Source organism: Sorangium sp. So ce834 (assembly GCF_051521425.1).
Lineage (GTDB): Bacteria > Myxococcota_A > Polyangia > Polyangiales > Polyangiaceae > Sorangium > Sorangium cellulosum_D.
Map to the genome: position 1 here is coordinate 239,083 of NZ_CP150351.1, position 16,878 is coordinate 255,960.

General features: G+C 70.3%; 17 protein-coding genes. 9 read left to right on the top strand and 8 right to left on the bottom strand.

What is annotated here, in order from left to right; translation table 11 throughout:
- Position 1: 1 nt before the first annotated feature.
- Genes WMF20_RS00900 through WMF20_RS00910 form a run of 3 tightly spaced genes read left to right on the top strand, consistent with a single transcriptional unit; the run spans position 2 to position 2,291 of the window.
- Positions 2 to 775, top strand: a complete 774-nt coding sequence (locus WMF20_RS00900) for a hypothetical protein (RefSeq protein ID WP_437609834.1) — start codon at positions 2 to 4, stop codon at positions 773 to 775.
- The gene (locus WMF20_RS00905) at positions 772 to 1,674 is read left to right on the top strand and encodes a DUF692 domain-containing protein (RefSeq protein ID WP_437609836.1); all 903 of its coding nucleotides are present in this window, start codon (positions 772 to 774) and stop codon (positions 1,672 to 1,674) included. The genes WMF20_RS00900 and WMF20_RS00905 overlap by 4 nt, the downstream gene beginning before the upstream one ends.
- Entirely contained in the window at positions 1,671 to 2,291 is a 621-nt protein-coding gene (locus WMF20_RS00910; protein ID WP_437609838.1) for a hypothetical protein, read from the top strand. Before WMF20_RS00905 ends, WMF20_RS00910 begins: the two co-directional genes overlap by 4 nt.
- A 139-nt stretch (positions 2,292 to 2,430) precedes the next feature.
- On the opposite strand, the gene WMF20_RS00915 is transcribed toward WMF20_RS00910, so the two are convergent.
- Positions 2,431 to 3,330 carry a LysR family transcriptional regulator gene (locus WMF20_RS00915; RefSeq protein ID WP_437609841.1) on the bottom strand — a complete coding sequence of 300 codons (900 nt, stop codon included), beginning with the start codon at positions 3,328 to 3,330 and terminating at the stop codon, positions 2,431 to 2,433.
- A 79-nt stretch (positions 3,331 to 3,409) separates the two neighbouring features.
- Between WMF20_RS00915 and WMF20_RS00920 the strand changes: the two genes are divergently transcribed.
- Positions 3,410 to 3,577 carry a hypothetical protein gene (locus WMF20_RS00920; protein WP_437609843.1) on the top strand — a complete coding sequence of 56 codons (168 nt, stop codon included), beginning with the start codon at positions 3,410 to 3,412 and terminating at the stop codon, positions 3,575 to 3,577.
- A gap of 32 nt (positions 3,578 to 3,609) precedes the next feature.
- Positions 3,610 to 4,665, top strand: coding sequence for a DUF998 domain-containing protein (locus WMF20_RS00925; RefSeq protein ID WP_437609844.1), 1,056 nt, complete (start codon positions 3,610 to 3,612; stop codon positions 4,663 to 4,665).
- A 311-nt stretch (positions 4,666 to 4,976) separates the two neighbouring features.
- Here WMF20_RS00925 and WMF20_RS00930 read toward each other — a convergent pair whose 3' ends face one another.
- Positions 4,977 to 5,450, bottom strand: a complete 474-nt coding sequence (locus WMF20_RS00930; RefSeq protein ID WP_437609846.1) for a hypothetical protein — start codon at positions 5,448 to 5,450, stop codon at positions 4,977 to 4,979.
- Between the two features lie 495 nt (positions 5,451 to 5,945).
- On the opposite strand from WMF20_RS00930, the gene WMF20_RS00935 reads away from it, so the two are divergent.
- A complete protein-coding gene (locus WMF20_RS00935) occupies positions 5,946 to 6,293 on the top strand; it encodes a hypothetical protein (protein WP_437609848.1) in 348 nt (115 codons plus the stop codon).
- A 66-nt stretch (positions 6,294 to 6,359) separates the two neighbouring features.
- On the opposite strand, the gene WMF20_RS00940 is transcribed toward WMF20_RS00935, so the two are convergent.
- Positions 6,360 to 7,820 carry a glucuronyl esterase domain-containing protein gene (locus WMF20_RS00940; protein ID WP_437609850.1) on the bottom strand — a complete coding sequence of 487 codons (1,461 nt, stop codon included), beginning with the start codon at positions 7,818 to 7,820 and terminating at the stop codon, positions 6,360 to 6,362.
- Positions 7,821 to 8,122: 302 nt separating this feature from the next.
- Positions 8,123 to 8,734, bottom strand: a complete 612-nt coding sequence (locus WMF20_RS00945; RefSeq protein ID WP_437609853.1) for a TetR/AcrR family transcriptional regulator — start codon at positions 8,732 to 8,734, stop codon at positions 8,123 to 8,125.
- 68 nt (positions 8,735 to 8,802) lie between these two features.
- Here WMF20_RS00945 and WMF20_RS00950 point away from each other — a divergent pair, with 68 nt between their 5' ends.
- On the top strand, positions 8,803 to 10,239 hold the full coding sequence (locus WMF20_RS00950; protein ID WP_437609855.1) for an FAD-dependent monooxygenase: 1,437 nt from the start codon (positions 8,803 to 8,805) through the stop codon (positions 10,237 to 10,239).
- Here WMF20_RS00950 and WMF20_RS00955 read toward each other — a convergent pair whose 3' ends face one another.
- Positions 10,240 to 10,458 carry a hypothetical protein gene (locus tag WMF20_RS00955; RefSeq protein WP_437609857.1) on the bottom strand — a complete coding sequence of 73 codons (219 nt, stop codon included), beginning with the start codon at positions 10,456 to 10,458 and terminating at the stop codon, positions 10,240 to 10,242.
- Between the two features lie 111 nt (positions 10,459 to 10,569).
- Positions 10,570 to 11,550 carry an SGNH/GDSL hydrolase family protein gene (locus WMF20_RS00960; RefSeq protein ID WP_437609859.1) on the bottom strand — a complete coding sequence of 327 codons (981 nt, stop codon included), beginning with the start codon at positions 11,548 to 11,550 and terminating at the stop codon, positions 10,570 to 10,572.
- Positions 11,551 to 11,855: 305 nt separating this feature from the next.
- Between WMF20_RS00960 and WMF20_RS00965 the strand changes: the two genes are divergently transcribed.
- Positions 11,856 to 12,731 (top strand): helix-turn-helix domain-containing protein, encoded by an 876-nt coding sequence (locus tag WMF20_RS00965; RefSeq protein WP_437609861.1) that lies wholly within the window; start codon positions 11,856 to 11,858, stop codon positions 12,729 to 12,731.
- An 85-nt stretch (positions 12,732 to 12,816) separates the two neighbouring features.
- On the opposite strand, the gene WMF20_RS00970 is transcribed toward WMF20_RS00965, so the two are convergent.
- A complete protein-coding gene (locus WMF20_RS00970; RefSeq protein WP_437609863.1) occupies positions 12,817 to 13,827 on the bottom strand; it encodes a hypothetical protein in 1,011 nt (336 codons plus the stop codon).
- Between the two features lie 134 nt (positions 13,828 to 13,961).
- Between WMF20_RS00970 and WMF20_RS00975 the strand changes: the two genes are divergently transcribed.
- The gene (locus tag WMF20_RS00975; protein WP_437609865.1) at positions 13,962 to 15,935 is read left to right on the top strand and encodes an FG-GAP-like repeat-containing protein; all 1,974 of its coding nucleotides are present in this window, start codon (positions 13,962 to 13,964) and stop codon (positions 15,933 to 15,935) included.
- Positions 15,936 to 15,995: 60 nt separating this feature from the next.
- Here WMF20_RS00975 and WMF20_RS00980 read toward each other — a convergent pair whose 3' ends face one another.
- On the bottom strand, positions 15,996 to 16,652 hold the full coding sequence (locus WMF20_RS00980) for a lamin tail domain-containing protein (protein ID WP_437609867.1): 657 nt from the start codon (positions 16,650 to 16,652) through the stop codon (positions 15,996 to 15,998).
- Positions 16,653 to 16,878: the final 226 nt, after the last annotated feature.

Genomic DNA, 16,878 nt, shown 5'->3' on the forward strand with positions numbered 1-16,878 from the left:
CATGAAGCGCAGGCATTTGCTGGGAGCGACTGCAGCGGGGCTCGCGGCCACCGCGTGGCCCGCGTTCCTCCGCGAGGCGTTCGGCGACGGCGCCGCGTGCGACGAGACGGGCAAGCCGGCGGCCGCCGCGGGGTCGCTGGTCCAGGTCTCGGCCGCGTTCCGCCGCGCCCGGCAGGCGAAACGACCGCTGCTCGTCTTCGTCATCCCTGCCGACGACGGTGCCAAGTGGGAGCGCGGCCACGCGTTCGGCGAGCTGCTCAACTTCGGCGCGGACAGGGATCTCGCCCCGCTCGCCGGCGTCGAGGTCGTCTGCGCGACCATGGCCGATCTGAAGAAGCTCGTGCCGAGCGCCGGCGACGGGGAGCCGCTCCTCGTGGTGGTCAGGACCGACAAGGTGCCCGTCGCCGCGACGCAGCTCGACGTCGCGCTCCCGAGCTACGACGGGATGCGCCTCATGACCGGGAACCGGGAGGAGCTGCTGAAGCGCGACGACACGACGGCGGCGCGGCGGATCGGCGCGCTCGGGGCGCTGCTCCGCAAGGGCCTCGGCGCCGGCGCGGAGAACCTCGAGGCCCGGGCCGCGAGCGTGCGGGCGCGGCTCGTGAAGGCGCCGCCGGCGGGCGCGCACTGGGCGGTCGCCAGCGGATGCGGGACCGAGGTCGAGGGGGTCGACGAGACCGGGCTCATGGCCTGCGGCATGGGGCATGTGCCCTCCAAGTCCAGGCGTTTCCTCTACTTCTTCGCGGTCGAGCGACGAGGGGCATCCCCGCGTTGATCCCGGTCGGCCTCACGCTGCAGCCCGACGCGGCGTTCCTCGATCTGCTCGGCGAGGTGATCCTGCGCGACGCCGACTACTACGAGGTGGCGCCCGAGACGCTCTGGCGCGCGCCGGACGCCGCCGAGGCCGATCTCCAGGAGAACGGCTTTCACCGCCGCTTCGCCGAGCTCGCGCGCCGGTCGGAGCGGCCGTTCGTCGCGCACGGCGTGGGCTTCTCGATCGGCGGCGCCTCGGCCGCGGACGCGGGGCGGCGCGCCCGCTGGCGCGCGGCCCTCCGGCGCGATCACGCGATGTTCCGCTTCCGCTGGTACACCGATCATCTCGGGGTCAGCGCGCCGGCCGGGCTCTCGGCCGGGCTGCCGCTCCCGCTGCCGATGAGCGCGCACAGCGCGGCCGTCGCCCGCCGTGCGCTCCGGGAGATGCAGGCCGTCGTGGAGGACGTCGGCGTCGAGAACAGCGTCAGCTACTTCGTGCTCGGCGATCCGCTGGATGAGCCGCGCTTCCTCGGGCGCATCCTGAGGGCGCCGCGGACGCACCTGCTGCTCGACCTGCACAACGTCTACACCATGGCGCAGAACTTCGGCTTCGATCCGGCGGAGTACGTGGCCCGGATCGAGCTTGCGCGGGTGATCGAGATTCACCTGTCCGGCGGCGGCCCGAGCGATCCGGCCTGGCTGCCTTCCGGCCGGGTGATGCGGCTCGACGGCCACGACGATGCCGTGCCGGAGCCGGTGTGGCGCCTCCTGGAAGAGGTCGCGCCGCGGTGCCCGAACCTGCGCGGGGTGACGCTGGAGCGCATGGAGGGCACGGTGCAGGGCGCGGCCGACGCGGCCGCCGTGCGGGAGGAGCTGCGCCGCGCGCGGCGCGTGCTCGGCGGGCGCGGGAGGCGCAGGTGACGGGGCGCGCGGCCGACGGGAGGGCAGGGGAGCGCGCAGGTCGCGGCAGCGCGGCCCGCGGCAGCGCGGCGGGGCGCGCGGCCGGCGGGAGGGCAGGGGAGCGCGCGCCGGCGCGGCTGACCGGGGCGCAGGCGCACGCGCGTTACGAAGCGCTCGCGGCCCGCGCGATGACCGCCGAGGATCCCGTGGCCGCGCTGCGCGCCGCGGCCGGAGATCCGGCGCTCCCGCCCGCGCTCCGGCGGGCGCTGATCGGCGCGGACGAGGACGGCGTGCGGATGTCGGCGCTGCTCGTGGCGCGGCTCCGCTTCGAGCGGCTCCTGCGCGGATCGCCCGAGGCCGAGGCGTGGTTCGACCGCGATCCTGCGGAGTTCAGCGCCGCGTTCCGGCGCTACCACGCCGAGGTGCCGCCCACGGCCTTCTTCCCTCCGGGCGAGGCCGGCCTGTTCCGCCGCTGGATCGAGGCGCAACCCGGCGAGCAGGTCGACCCCGGGCACGGGCAGATGCAGCCCGCCTCGAATGCCGTCGTCCAGACGCTCGCGGGCGCAGCGGCACCCGCAGGCGCGGCGGAGCCAGCCGACGCTGGCCCTGCGAGCGACCCCCGATGGCGAGCTCGGTGAGCCGGTCTATCTTCTCCTCCTCGTGGTGGGTTCGTTCACAGCGCCCACGAGCGCACGGAGAGGCCGACCTGCAAGCTTTCCGTCCAAGCACTTGGAATTGCTAGCGTTCCCGAATCAGGATCGGGAATTTAGCGCGCGCCTACCGTGAGGATCCATGCGCCGAATTCGTGATCTCGAGGAGCGACCGCACGAGCGGGTCCTTGTCGTCCATGGCGCGCCACACCGAGCGGCCAAGGATGACAACGTTGAGGTCCCGAACCCGCTTGAACACCACTCCGGCAAGGAGCGTCGACGCGGCGCTCTCGGGAAACAAGCTGAGACCTTCGCCGCTCGCCACGAGCATGAGGATCACATCGCTGCTGGCCTCCTCGTGGGCGAGCTCGAGCGTATGATCATGCGCTCGGAAGGCGGCGATGATGTCGTCGTGGAGGCGCGGGCCCTCCTTGCGCGGAGGCCAGAGAAAGCGCTCCTGCTTCAGGTCCGCGACCCTCAGCGTGCGCCGTGCAGCGAGGCGATGGTTCTTCGACATCACAACGCCGACGCGCTCGCGATACAGCACGCGGAAGCGGAAGAGCGGGTTGTCTTCCGGCGAATGATAGCCGTACCCGACTGAGATCTTGCCATCGCGTAGCGCGGCGACCTGCTCCTCGCTCGGCAGCGGCCGAAGGCGTACCTCGACGCGCGGATGACGCGCGCGGAACGTCTGCACGATTTCCGGCAGCAGGAGGGTATCAGCCAGGGCGCCGTCGAATCCGACCACGATCGTCCCGATACGGCCTTGCGCCGCCGCGCGGGCGTCCTCGACCGCGAGCGTGGCGCGAGCTAGGGTCGCGCGCGCACCTTCGAGGAAACTCCGGCCGGCGGCGGACAGCTTCACCCCGCGTCCCGAGGGCACGAAGAGTTCGACGCCGATCTCCTCTTCGAGCTGAGCGATTTGCCGGCTCAAGGGCGACTGCGAGACGTGAAGCTGCTCGGCCGCCCTTCCGAAGTGCTCCGCTTCCGCGACGGCGACGAAGTACCGCAGGTGACGTAGCTCCATGATTTCAGACCTATAGGGTCTGAAACCGTTGCGATCAATGTCCTGGTCGTCTTGAACGCGACGGTGCAGGCTGTTCAACGTGAGGCGAACGCCGCGCGGCCTCTACATCGTAGGCGAGCTCCCCCGGCGCGACCCCGCCCGCTCCAGCCGAGTCAAGGACGAGTTCCTCGCGGAAGACCAGCTCCACGGCAACGACGCTGGTGACCAGGCGCTCGCGGAGCCCATCGACCTGTCTCTGTTTCGCTGAGCCTCGCGCCCGACAACCGAGAGAACCCGACTATGACCGAGAACAACCCCACTTCCAGCTCCGAACGGAAGGAGCGCGCGAGGCCCGCCCCCGAGGCGGACCAGATGATGCAACGTCGCCCCGCCGGCGCGGTGCTCGTCGCCGGGGCAGTGATCTTCTTCCTCGCCGAGTTCATCGCCGCCGCGGCATGGACGGATCCTCCATACAGCTACACGCATCACTACATCAGCAACCTGGGAGTCCGTGGCCCCCTCGAGGCTCTTGGCCAGTTCATGAACTCGCCACTCGCGTGGGTCATGAATGCCGGGTTCTTCCTCTTCGGGATCATGTTCTTCATTGGTGTCGCCGCGCTCGATGGCCTGCGAAGCTGGCGCCGCTGGGCAGCGCTCATCCTGGGAGCTCTCGTAGCGCTTGGCGGCGTCTTGCTGGCGTTCAACCCCGGTTCCGGAGAGCCGCCCGACGGCGCAGTCGACTATCACGGCTTGGGCGCCTTCGCGTCGATCGTCGGAGGCAACGTGCTCGCGATCCTTCTTGGACGCCAGCGCCAACAAATCGGAGTCACTCCGAAAGCCGGGAGGGCAATGGTCGTCCTCGGCGTGTTCGGGCTCGCCTCGATGGTGGCCTTCCTCGCGGTCGCCAGCTCGGGGGCCAACGTCCTCATCGGCCTCGTCGAACGCTGTGCCGTCTATCCCATCATGGTCGGCTTCATCTGTGCGGGGGCGTCGATCTGGAATCGCCGGACCTGTGCACGCTCGAGCGGCGAGGACGAGACTTCCCGACCACAGATGCTGAAGCGGCGGCCAGCCTCAGCCTACATCATCAAGATGCGCGCCAAGCCTGGAGCGAGTGACAAGCTGTTCCAACTAGCCACGATCGGAATGGAGAGATCGGGGGCATCGGACCGGTGGATCATCTGTCGAGAAGACGGCGACCCGGATCTTCTGTGGTGCGTGGCGGTGTTCAAGTCCGACGAGGCGAAGAACGCCTATGAGAATGGCCCGCTGGCTGACGAGCTTCGCGAAGAGATCCTGGCGCTGCTGGCCGAGGCGCCGATGCGGATTTCGGTCCACCCGTACTCCGCGGCCTGAGTTCAAGTCGCCGCCCCGGTCTACTCGTCCGGGGTCTCGCAGATGCGAAGCAGCAGCTCATGCAGCTTCGTGACCTCCGCCTACGCGCTCGAGCGCTCGTACCACGCCTTCAAGCACGGAGGGCTCGACGCCCTCCGTCCGAAGCCGCGCTCGGATGGCGCCTTCAGCGCGCAAAGACGCAAAATGAAGAACATCTGTTCTTTTTGCGCCTTTGCGCCTTTGCGTTGCGCTCTCTCTCCGGATCCCTGGCGGGACCCCTGGTGGGTGGAACTAGCTCGAGCTCCTCCAGAAAGCCTGAGCGACCCCCGCGCTCACGGCGTCGTGACGGCCCCGCACGTCTGGCGCGCGAGCTGCTCTTGCGTGAGCGTCCGGAGCACGTCGACCAGCGCGGCCACCCCGTCCGGAACCGGGACGCAGCCCGGCGCTTCCCCGCATTCGTACCCCACATCGACGACCGCGCCGTCGACCTGGATCCGGAACAAGCTCCCGTCCACGGGTCGCGCGTCTATCCCGTACAGCACAGGCGCCGCCGCGAGCGCCGCGACGACATCAGGGTGGCCGAGCGCATCCGCGACGTCGCCGGCGCTCACCCCCTCTTCGCACGCTTCAAGCTCCTGCGAGCACGTCATCAGCGGCGTGTCGCCCCGGATCGCACGCCGCTCGAAGGCGAAGACACGGCACGGCGAGAGTGCGCTGGTCTCCTCGTTCGGGGTGAATCCACCGAAGTATCCCCAGCGGATCGTGTCCGCCACGCACCCGCAGCCGTCGCTCTCGTCGGAGCTCAACCCGTTGCTCCCGCTGGAGCTCGACCCCCCGTCCCCAGGCAAGCACGCCGTACCCCATCCCCCCAGAAGCCCACTCACCACAAGAAACAATCCCCAATGATTCCGCATTTCAAGCCTCCAAGTGCGGCCACGGCAAGAACCGGACCAGGTGTGCTTCCTCGATGAAGAGCCCGTTTGTCTGCTGGGTCGTATGACATCAGCGTCCGGCGGCCAGATTGCGCCGTCACACCGCGAGCAGGTGGAACGCGTCGCCGATCCGTCGCTCGACGAGCGGTGGCTCTCCGCGGACGGCGCCCGCTTCGAGCTCATCGGCGTGGTGAACCGGATGGATCGCCGCCCGTTCCACGCCTCGGCCTGCGGCGAGACCCGCCTCGTGTACCGGCTGGCCTACGCCGTGAAGACCCCGGACGGCGCGGCCGGCGCCGCGCCCGCCACCTCGCGCCTCCCGATGACCGCGGCGTTCGAGCTCCTCGCCCCCGGCGGCGACGAGCCCTCGTGCTGCCGCCTCGCGCAGGCCTGGTCGCGCGCGGCGCAGCTCTCCGGCCCGGCGCTCGCCTCGGGTTCCCCGGCGGCATGTGCACCGGCAGCTGCGGCGCGCTCCCGGAGGAGGGCGTCTGCGGCGCCATCGCCGTGCTCGATCCGTTCAACCGCTGCCTCGCCCGCGGGACGCCGTTCACCGAGTGCTTGAGCCGCCACGTCGCGCCCGCGGGCCTGCGCCGCTGCTCGAGCGAGGCGCCCTACCGCGAGGACTACGTGTGCGCCAGGACGAGCTCGGGCGAGGGCGCCTGCATCCCGCCTTACTTCCTGTTCCAGCTCCGGGTCGACGGCCACGCGGTGCCGTGAGCCGCCCGGCGCCCGCTGCGCCGGGGCGCCGCGCTCGCCGTCCCCGGCGGCGCCATCATCGGTCCGTCAGCCGCCCTCGCCCGTCGCGAGGTCGTCCTGCAGCGTCGGAGTTTGCCAGTCTCGCCACTGCGACAGGTCCCCTGCGCCGCTGAGATGCGCTTTGATCTGTCCGACGGTCTCGCCCTCGTGCTTCAAGAACTTGGCGATGTTCCGGACGAGGGGCTCGCTGTACTCGGGCTTGCCGGAGGCACAGTGTTGCTGGTTGGCGACGTCCGAGATATAGCTGACGTTCTCCTCGGCGCCCAGCTCTTTGTAGACCTCCGCGCCTGCCAGGACGGCCGTATGGGCGGCGGGCGCGCCGAACTGACGTATGTGCGGGTTGTCGAGGACGAGCAGGCCGCGCGGCGCGATCATGGCGACCATCTCATGGGTGTCGACGGGGAGCTGGGCGGCGTTCAAGACAAATGGCTTGAAGTCGTCGGCGAGCCAGTTCAGCCCGTAGAAATTGTTGCTGGTGGTTTCCGTGCGCAGCACGTCCACGATGCGGTAGGCCGGGACTCCGCCGGTGCTCGTCTCCTGGGGGATGGTCAGGGCGATCCGCTCATCGAAGGCGCCCACCGTGAATGCGCCTTTGCCGTTGCGCGAGCACCCCGTGACGCCGAGCCTGCCGGGGTCGATGATGTCGCCTCCCGCCTCCTGCAGGACGTCGATGATCCTGCTGGCGCCCCAGGCCCAGGCCATCAGGAGCCCCGCGGGGTGATCGCTTCCATAGATATCGTAGAACAGGCCCGGGTTGGGTTTGCCTCTGGATGCCTCCGGCGTGCCCTCCTTCCCCAGGTCGTAGTGGTTGTAGAAGATGATGGCGACGCCTTGCTCCAGGATGAAGCTCTCGCCCAGCGTGATGCCGCCGAAGCCGCCCCTCGCTCCCAGGTTGATGATCGCCGGGAAGGGGCGTTGTCCCTTCGAGGGCAACACGACGCTGGCGCTGAAGTGGATGCTCTTGCCCTGGTGCTCCACGTCGACGGAGACCGCGCTCTCGGTGACGCTGCCGGTCACCTCGTCGGGCCTCGGCGGCTTTTCCCCGTAGATGTATTTCTCTGCCTGTTTGTGGAGTTCCTGCCTCCGGCAGCGCCACTCGCTTCTCCTGGTCAAGCGCGTGCCATCGAGCTTCGTGAAAGGGTCGGGCAGCTTGTCGATCTTGGGCAGCAGGCCGGGCGCCGGCAGCTCTGGCGCATCGCAGCCGACGCCCGTGTTTTCCACCGTCGCCGCATAGGCGTACGCTGGCTGTTCGGGCTCTGGCTCGCCATCGGTGTCCGGGTCCGTACCGGTGTCCGCGTCGGCGCCGCCGGCGCCACCGCCGCCGCTCCCTGCCGGCCCTGCGGCGCCGCCCCCGACTTGATCGACATCCGGAGTGTGGCTGGTTCCCCCGCCGGTCCCGGCGGCGTCGCCCACCGGCCCAGGAACCGGCTCGGTTGCGCACGCGATGAGCATCGATAGACCGGCCAGCAAACACGCATCCGTTCGCATGGGATCTCCTGCGTGAGAGTGAATCCGCTCGAAGCTAGGGCAGGCGCGCTGCTGCCAGCGAGGCCGCAGTCGGAAGGTGTGTGTGCGACGACTACCTCGAGTCGATGGTGCCGTCGACTCGAAAGACCCTCCGAGCCGGCGCGCGACGGCGACGCGGGCCTCGCGCGCGCACGGTCACTCTCGGCGTGTTGGATTGTTGCGAATGCTCTGGAATGCTCGCTCCTTGGCGGCCGGGCGCACGGCGGGACCTCTGCCGGCGCTACCGGCCGCTAGGCGGAGGGGCGCTCCGCTGGGGGCTCGAGCTAGCTCGCGCTCGCCGCCATTCCGTGAGCGGCCGCAAAGCCGCGATCGATCAACGCGATGAACGCGGCGTTCGCCTTCTTCGCCGAGCCTCCGCGCTCGAACACGCGGATCGCTTCGCCGTAAGCCGTGCGCCACGTCAGCACGACCATGCCGGCGAGGAGGCGCGCGAGGCCATCGGGCGTCGGACCCGCGAGCTCGACCGCGAGCCCCTCGACCGCCTCGTCCTCGATTTCGCGGAGGCGCGCCTTGAGCGACGGGCTCGCCGCAACGACGCGCCACCAGCCGACCGTCTGGCCGTCGATGCGCGCGAACGGATGCTTCTGCTCGCACAGCCTGTCGACGAGGCGGCGGAGCGCGTCGATCGGCGACTGCCCTCGCGGCCTGTCGCCGATGGCCTCGCGCAAGAGCAGCTTCACCTCGTCCTCGCGATCCAGGAGGAGGTCCTCCTTGCGCGCGAAGTAGTTGAACACCGTCATCTTGGAGACATTTGCGGCGGCGGCGATCTCTTCGACCGTCACCGCGTCGAAGCCGCGCGCGAAGAACAGCTCCGTCGCGACGTCGGAGATCCGCTGCCTGGTCTCGCGCTTCTTCCTTTCGCGGAGCTCGCCCATGGATCGAATCTTAGACTAAGACAAAAATTTTACTTGCGCAATGTTGTACCGAGTATAATGTTCACGTCGTGATTCACGACGTCGTCGTCGTAGGCGCTGGCCCGGTCGGGCTCTTCCTCTCGATCGAGCTCGCGATCGCTGGCGTGAGGCCGCTCGTGCTGGAGCGGCTCGTGGAGCCCGACCGCACGATGAAGGCCGCCTCGGTCGGCGCTGTGGCAGCCGAGGCGCTGGAGCGACGCGGGCTCGCGTGTGCGCTCGACGACGAGCGCCGCGCCGCCATGGCGCTGATGATGCCGGCGCTGAAGGCGCGGTTCGGACCTGGACCGATGAGGAGGCCCGGGGGCCATTTTTCTGGATTGTTCTTGATCGACCAGAGCCTCCAGCGCGACCCGGAGCGCCACATGCGTCCCGCGCCGCAAGCGGCGCTCGAGAAGATCCTGATCGCGCGCGCGACGGAGCTCGGGATCGAAATCCGTCGCGGCGTCACCATGGAAGATTTCGAGCAGGACAACGACGGCGTGACCGTGCAGACGACCGCTGGCCCGCTGCGCGCGAAGTACCTCGTCGGCTGCGACGGCGGCCGGAGCCGCGTCCGCAAGCTCGCCGGCTTCGAGTTCCCCGGCACGGATCCGACCATCACCGGATATCAGGCTGTCGTCGAGCTCGATACGCCCGAGAAGCTCGCGACGGGTTGGCACCGAACGCCGCGCGGCCTCGTCGCGTCCGGACCGACGCCGGGGCGCGTCTTCACGGCGGAGTTCAACGGACCGCCGCCCAACCGGGATGCGCCGATCACGCAAGTCGAGGTCGAAGCGGCGATCCAGCGCGTGAGCGGCACCGACGTCAAGATCCTGTCGATGACGATGGCGACGCGCTGGACCGATAACGCGCGGCAAGCGACGACCTACCGGATGGGCCGCGTCCTTCTCGCCGGTGACGCCGCGCACGTCCACTCGCCCTTCGGCGGCCAAGGCTTGAACCTCGGCCTCGTCGACGCCGCGAACCTTGGTTGGAAGCTCGCCGCGGCGGTGAAGGGGCGCGAGCATCTCCTCGACTCGTACACCGCCGAGCGCCACCCCGTCGCCGCGCGCGTCCTCGAAAACACCCGCGCGCAAGTCGCGCTCATGCGTCCTGACCCGCTGACGAGCGCGCTCCGCACCATCGTGAGCGACCTGATGAAGCTGCCCGAAGGCAATCGCTACTTCGGCGAGATGCTCACGGGCGTCGGCATTCGCTACGACCTCGGTGACGACGACCCGCTCGTCGGCACGCTCGCGAAGGACCAGCTCCTCACGCTCACCGACGGCGGCGAAGAGCGGCTCTACGCGCTGATGGAGAGAGGCGGCGGCCTCTTCATCTCGCCTTCGGCACGGTCGCTCCCGCAAGACGTGCAATTTGCACGCACCAAAGACGGCCCGTCGATGCTCGTCCGTCCCGACGGCTGCATCGCGTGGACAGACGCGTCGTCGACGTCGCTCGACGACGCGCTCGCGCGCTGGTTCTGATCAGAGCGGCGTGCGATCGGGGTATGCGCGGCTCGGCCCGACGTCCTCGCGGCCGTCGAGGCCTTCTACGCGGCGCGCGGCCTGCCGCCCGCCGTCTACCTCGATCCCGAGAGCGCTCCCGGTCTGCGCGCCCAGCTCGCCGCGGCGGGCTATGCCGAGATCACCGAGGAGCAGGTGCACGAGCGCCTGCTTAAGGGCTTTGCCCGCGTGCGCGACCACCTCACGCGCATCGGCGCGCCGCTGCGCCCCGCAGAGGCCGGTTGAGCGACCACGCCTCCCGGCCCCGGGAGCGCGCTGCCTGCCCCTCGACTTCCTCGACTCCAGGTGGGCTCACCTCAGGTAGCCTTCGATCGCCTCGTACCAGACGCGCGCCATCCGGGCGTAACCCGCCTGATTGGGGTGGACCGTGTCGCCGAGCTCGGACGCGGGGAAACCCGTGAACTGATCGGCGAAGACGATGTGCGCGCCCGCGGCGGCCCGCTCCTCGACCATCGCGGGGATGGTGGCGTTGAACGTATTGACCGCGTTCGCGGAGCGCGGCAGAGGGATGATGTTGCTCACGACGATCAGCGCGTCGGGCGCCTGGGCGATGAGCTCGTCCAGAAGAGCGGCCAGGCGGGTGTTGGCGCCGTTGGCGCCTTGCACCATGTCATTCGTGCCCGCGTGGAGCAGCACGATGTGCGGCATCTCGTTGAGCGCCGGGGTCGGCACACGATTGGCGATCTGCTGGATGGTTTGCCCGCTGATCCCCTCGTGGTTGCGGGGGAACGTCACGCCGTCGACCATCGCGGGGCCGTTCTTCTGCTGCGTGCCCGTGAAGGTGATCTCGTGGTCGTCCTGCAAGGCCAGGCGGAAGAGCTCGACCCGGTACCCGCCGTCGAAGCCGAGGCCGACGGTGATCGAGTCCCCGAGGGGCAGGACCTTGCAGGGGCCCGTCGCGGGGCAAGGCTGGAACCCCGGATCGGGAGCACCCCCACCCCCGCCCGAGCCGCCGGAAGTCGCGCTCGTGGAAGAGCTTGCACCGCCCTCCCCGGCGCTGGTCGTCGCGCCGCTGCCCGTGGTCGCCCCCCCGCCCGAGCCACCGGTCCCGGTCGCGCCGCCCGCCCCGCTCGTGGTCGAGGCGCCGCTTGCGCTCGTCGGAGCGCCGCCGGAGGTCGCCGCGCCAGACCCGCCCGAGCCCGCGGACGACCCATCAGGATCGCTGGAGCAGGCCAGGGAGCCGACGAAGAGAAGGCCCGCGAGGGGGACCGCGCGGGCGAGGGCGCCGAATGCACCACGGCGGACGAGAAGCGGAGAGGTCGAAGTCGACATATGAGCAACGCTCCCGGTCGTAGGCGACCAAGTCGTGAAAAATTGTGTCTATGGCAGAAGCCCGGCGAGGGCTCGGCGCAATGGCACGCCGTCCGCGCGGCCTCTGCGAGGAAGTGGCGGAAGGGTACGCAGCGCTCGCACCGACGTCGTTCAAATTCCCGGCGAAGCTTTTCAGGATCTCGACGCGCGGGCTCGGATCCGGGCGGCGCCTGCGGGCAGATGTGCGCGCTGGGACACGCCCCGCGAACGAAGGCCTTGACCCCTGTGTTCCTCGATGCCGACGATGCTCCGGGACGACCCCAGGCATGACCGCGAAGCTTGCATCGAAGTACGGAGCAGCGCTCACCGGATCGGACTGGGTGGGGCTGCCTCTCCGGATCGGGCACGTGCCCGAGAGCGGCCGGCTCGAGGGGCTCTCCAACGAGTCGGATGCGGTCCTGGTCTGGACCGGAGGCCCCTCGCAGGTCCACATTCGCTTCGAGGAGCCGACCTCAGGGGAGGTTCGGGAGCACTCCTTCGAGCGGCTCTCGGGCATGATGGATCTCTTGCCGCGGAGGACCAGGCTCCACAGCGTCGAGTGGCAGGGGCGGCCGTCCGTGTGCACGGCGGTGAGCTTCCCCGAAGCATCGATGTTGGCCCTCTGCTCGTCTCCGTCCCCCGGTCTGGTTCCGGAGAGGGGCCCACAGTTTGGCCTGGTCGACGCCCACGTGGTCGACCTGGTTCTCCGGCTTCAGGCGCAGGCCGAGGGGCAGGAGTACTTCGGAGCCGTGTACGTCCAGTCGCTCTCCCTGGCGCTGGCCTCCTATCTCTCGGCTCGTTACGGCGCGGGGGCCAAGGCGGAGAGCTCGCTGCGCAACACGAGCCTCTCGAGCAGCCAGCGCACCCAGATCGAAAAGTTCGTGGACAACGAGCTCTCCTCGAACTTCGGGCTCGTCGACCTGGCGGGGAAGGTGGGCTACTCGCCCGACCATTTCTCGCGCCTGTTCAAGCACGCCTTCCGCCAGACTCCCTATCAGTACGTGCTCTCGCGCCGCATCGAGAGGGCGATGGCCATGCTCCGGGACGAGCGGCTGTCCATCGCCGAGATCGCTCTGGCTTGCGGCTTCTCCAACCAGGGGCACCTCACGACGGCGTTCAAGCGCCGGACGGGGATGACGCCCGGCGCGTATCGAAAGAGGTGATCGCCCGCCCGGGCGCCTCAGGGCCTTCGACGTCAGACCGGAGACCGGGCTGGTGGAGAAGCTCGTCCGCCTCCGGGGGCGCCGTTCAGGGCGCCTGGCAGGACACGCGGTGGATCGGCTCCTTTTTCCCTTCGCCGATCATCACGTAGTCCCATCCGCCGGGCATCCACGCGATCGCCTCGGCCTGCTCCTCGTCGGCCGACGGCAGCACGCAGGGCGAGCCGGCCAGCGCCTGCGCCACCGTCTGATCCGGCGCCATCGGGTAGTAGAGTACGTGCGAGGAGGTCCGCAGCAGCACGCCCGCGCCGTCGGGGTGCACGTCGCCGCCCGTGAAGCGCGCGCTCCCGGCGGGCGGCTGGATGGAGCCCGCGTGGACGAGCGTCGCCGGCGCGCCCGCGGCGGGGAGCGCGGGCAGCTCGTAGATCTCCGAGATGCCCTTGTTGACCTTCGTCACCACGGTGAGCGCCCCGGTGGTGGGGTGAATGAGCAGCGTCTCCGCGTCGTGGCTGCCGTCGGGGTACGAGATCACGAACACCTCGGCGGTCGAGGCGCGCGGCGCGCCTCCGAGCGCGTCCGGCTCCTGCACGCTGTAGACCGCGTAGCTGTCGCGCTCGCCGTCGTTGTCGCCGATGTCCGCGAGGAACAGGCAGCTGCCCCCGCCCGTGCGGCAGGGGCCGCGCGCGATGTCCTCCCAGTCGATCGCCGCCGCGCCGGCCACGGCCACCTCGGCCCGCAGCGCGCCGCCGAGCCCGATCGCGAAGAACCGGGGGGCGTCGCCGTGGTCGTTGTGCACGTAGAGCACGTCCGGGTGCAGCCCGCTGGCGACCACGCCGGAGCACTCGTCGATGTCGCCCTCCGGAAGCGCGCCGACCCGCGCCACCCCGGCGCAGCGAGGGCAGCCGGAGACCCGCACCTCCGGCGGCGGATCCGAGGCTCCGCAGCCCAGGAGGAGCAGCGAGAGCGCGAGCGCTGGCGGCGCCGAGCGCCGCGCCAGGGACCCCCCTGTCGCAGGCCCGCCGCGCGGGCGGGGCGCCCGGAGGGGGCGCGGCGGCAGCAACGGGGCGCGGAGGATCTCGGTCGCGGGCATCGGTGACATGAGGTTCCCTGTTGGGTGAGATTCTCGCATATTTCGCTGGCGCTCGACGCGGCGCGATCGGCCCCGGCGGGGAGCACGAGCTCGTCAGCCTTGCGTCCCGCAAGGCCTGAGGCCCCCATGGTAGCCTGGCTTTCATGAAATGGACTGCTTTCATGATCGCCGGCCTGCTCCCCCTGGGCTTGCCGAGCGTGTCGTTGGCCGCTGGAGCGTGCGACTCGGTCTTCTTCGCGTCGAGCGCCACCGAGCTCGCCCTCGCTCCCGGGAGCGAGAGGGTGCTCTTTGCCGACATGGACGGGAACGGCGCCTACGACTGGCTCATGATCCGTCCCTTCGAGCTCACGCTCGAGCTTCGCGACCGCGACGGCTCGCCGCTCACCAGCACGAAGTACGTGCACGACGTGGACCGCGAGCGGGGCATGCGGCAGTTCGCGGTCGCCGATGTCACCGGCGATGGCCAGCTCGATGTCGTCGTCAGGGACGCCCAGCGCGTGTTCGTCCTCCAGCAGACGTCCGGCAACCTCACGCACGTCGGATACCTCGATGTCACGCCGCGCGATCCCGGAGCGCTGCTGCTGCTCGCCGCCGGGCATTTCCTGAGCCCGAGCCAGGCGGACATCGTCGTCGAGACGGCCCCGGGCGAGATGCAGCTGTTCCACGCGTCGGAGGGAGCGTTCCGCGCGGTGCATACGCTGACCGGCGTCGCCGTGCTCGATGCGTCCGTCGCGCTCACGACCGAGATGGTCGCGCGAGACGTTGATGGAGATGGTCTGCAGGACTTGCTGTATCCGGCCGCGGGCGGCGTCGCCATCGCCCAGCGGACCGCCGCGGGGAGCTTCCAGCCGGTGCATCGGCTGGCGATGGACGGAGGCTACCAGCTCGGGGCCTTCGGCGACTTCGACGGCAACGGTCTCCAGGATGTGGCCGTGATCGCGAGGGGTGAGGTCGCGCCGGGGGACTACAAGATGCTGCTCCACACGTGGCTCCAGGCCCCCGCGGGGACGTTCACCCCGCTGGAGCCCCAGGAGAGGGCTCGCGGGCGCGGCCGGATGCTCACGGCCGATCTCTCGGGGGACGGCGCAGACGAGCTGGTCGTCGGCTCGTTCATCGGGCGGCTCGTCGAGAGGCAATGGACGTTCACCGAGCGCAATCGGTCGGAGGACGCGCCGCAAGCGCTGATCGACCTGACGGGCGACGGGTTGCTCGATCTCGTCGACTCCATCTACGACCCCTCCGTGGCCGCCGGCCTGCGGACCGATCTCGCGGTCGAGATCGTGGATGCGCCCGACCTCGTCAGGTCAGGCGACGACCCCCGGCTGATGCTGTCGGTGACGAACCGGAGCTCCACACCGTCGCAGGGCATGACCCTCTCCGCAGACGGTGGAGCGAGCGGTCAGGTCAAGCTGAGCTGCGGCGTCCCTGGCGAATGTTCCGTACCCGGGCTCGGCGCCGGAGAGAGCAGGCAATTCGTGGCGGTCCTCGACGTCGGGGAGGGCGAGCACGTGGATCTGAGCGTCTCGGTGTGCAGCCGTCTCGTCGACGCCGACCCGAGCAACAACCGCGCGACGCTGCGGATCCCCATCGACAACGAGGTGCGCGCCGACCTGTACGGCGACGTGAGCATCGTGATCGAGGACTCGGACATCATGCTCATCGAGCACGTGAGGAACGACGGGCCCTCGGCGGCGAGCCGCGTGCGCCTGGAGCAGGATCTGCCCGAGGGCATGGTCGGCGTCACCTGGACGTCGGACGAGGGGGTGGACTGCGCCGTGCAAGCGGGCAAGCTGTCTTGCGAGGTCGCGGAGATGCCGAAGTTCGATGGCTGGTCCCTCACCGTGCGTGGCAAGCTCGATTATCGAGGGCAGCGGGTCGAGACGTGGGCGACCGTCACCAGCGACGCGAAGGATCCGGACGAGAGCAACAACAGGTTCGGTCGCGTCATACCGGAAGGCTTCCTCGGCGGGATCCCCCGCACGCCGCCGGACGGTGACGGCTCGAGCGGCTGCGGCTGCCGCCTCGCGGCGTCCCCGCCCAGCGCCCCGCCCCAGGCCCTCTGGCTCGCGCTCGCGGCCGCCGCGGCCCTCGGGCTGCGGCGGATCCGCCGCAGCTGACGCCGCGGTCGCCGCTCGCTCCTGCCGCAGTCTGGCAGGCCCGACGCGGCGACGCAGGCGCTATGGCGCCGCGTTCGCCTCCCCGGGGGTCGGCGCGGTGACGGCGCCCTCGCCGGTCAGATCGGGCAACCTGCCCCACGTCTCGCCGTCCGCTGCCGCCTCCATCGGGTACTCCAGCTGGGTGAGCACCTGGTCGTTGGCCGAGATGAGGTGGACGGTCTCGCCCCTGGAGGCGCTGACCTTCCAGGTCGCATAGAAGCAGCTGCTCGGGCCGCCATCCGGCAGACACGTGGTGTGGGGCCCAGGGCCGGCCTCGGCGGCCTGATCGCCGAGGACGAGCAGGTACGCCCCCGGGGCGAGCTGCGTGCCCTCGGGGAACCTGAGCGCGTCGGCCGTGTTGCACATCCCGCTGTCGTCGGAGTCGCAGAGGCCGAGCCCGCTGAGATCGGCCGACCCCGGTCCCGGGTTGCCGAGCTCGATCCAGTCGCCGCCCTTGGCCGAGATCTCGTTCACCACGACGGTCGTGGACGCGGGCGCGCCGCCCGTCCCCGTTCCCCCTGGCCCGCTGCCGCCGGAGCCGCTCGAGGCCCCGCTGGTGCCGCTCGAGGCCTGGGACGACGCGGCGGTCGTGGCGGCGTCCCCCGGCTCGTCGCCCGAACCGCAGCCTCCCGCGCAGAGCGCGGCAAGGCAAAGCATGATGAATCGACGTTGTGCCATCACGATGGTCTCCTCGGCGCACAGCACACGGCGGCCCCGGCGGTGCGTCAATGGGGCGGCGCGCGTGCGGCGCCCACCGCGGGTCCTCCTGCTCGTTCCATCGCCGCGCTCGAGTCGGCCGGATCACCAGCGCGGCTGCCCCGCGCCGTCGGGGCGCGGCGCCGGTGGAGGCACCCGCGCCATCGGCTCAGGGGCAGCGCCGCCGAGGTGGGGGTACCATGCCCAG

What these genes read in the sequence shown, in the direction of transcription:
- WMF20_RS00970 (WP_437609863.1), bottom strand. Translation starts at nt 13,827, where the DNA reads ATGTCACCGATGCCCGCGACCGAGATCCTCCGCGCCCCGTTGCTGCCG.
- WMF20_RS00975 (WP_437609865.1), top strand. Translation starts at nt 13,962, where the DNA reads ATGAAATGGACTGCTTTCATGATCGCCGGCCTGCTCCCCCTGGGCTTG.
- WMF20_RS00940 (WP_437609850.1), bottom strand. Translation starts at nt 7,820, where the DNA reads ATGCGAACGGATGCGTGTTTGCTGGCCGGTCTATCGATGCTCATCGCG.
- WMF20_RS00960 (WP_437609859.1), bottom strand. Translation starts at nt 11,550, where the DNA reads ATGTCGACTTCGACCTCTCCGCTTCTCGTCCGCCGTGGTGCATTCGGC.
- WMF20_RS00980 (WP_437609867.1), bottom strand. Translation starts at nt 16,652, where the DNA reads ATGGCACAACGTCGATTCATCATGCTTTGCCTTGCCGCGCTCTGCGCG.
- WMF20_RS00965 (WP_437609861.1), top strand. Translation starts at nt 11,856, where the DNA reads ATGACCGCGAAGCTTGCATCGAAGTACGGAGCAGCGCTCACCGGATCG.
- WMF20_RS00945 (WP_437609853.1), bottom strand. Translation starts at nt 8,734, where the DNA reads ATGGGCGAGCTCCGCGAAAGGAAGAAGCGCGAGACCAGGCAGCGGATC.
- WMF20_RS00900 (WP_437609834.1), top strand. Translation starts at nt 2, where the DNA reads ATGAAGCGCAGGCATTTGCTGGGAGCGACTGCAGCGGGGCTCGCGGCC.
- WMF20_RS00925 (WP_437609844.1), top strand. Translation starts at nt 3,610, where the DNA reads ATGACCGAGAACAACCCCACTTCCAGCTCCGAACGGAAGGAGCGCGCG.
- WMF20_RS00915 (WP_437609841.1), bottom strand. Translation starts at nt 3,330, where the DNA reads ATGGAGCTACGTCACCTGCGGTACTTCGTCGCCGTCGCGGAAGCGGAG.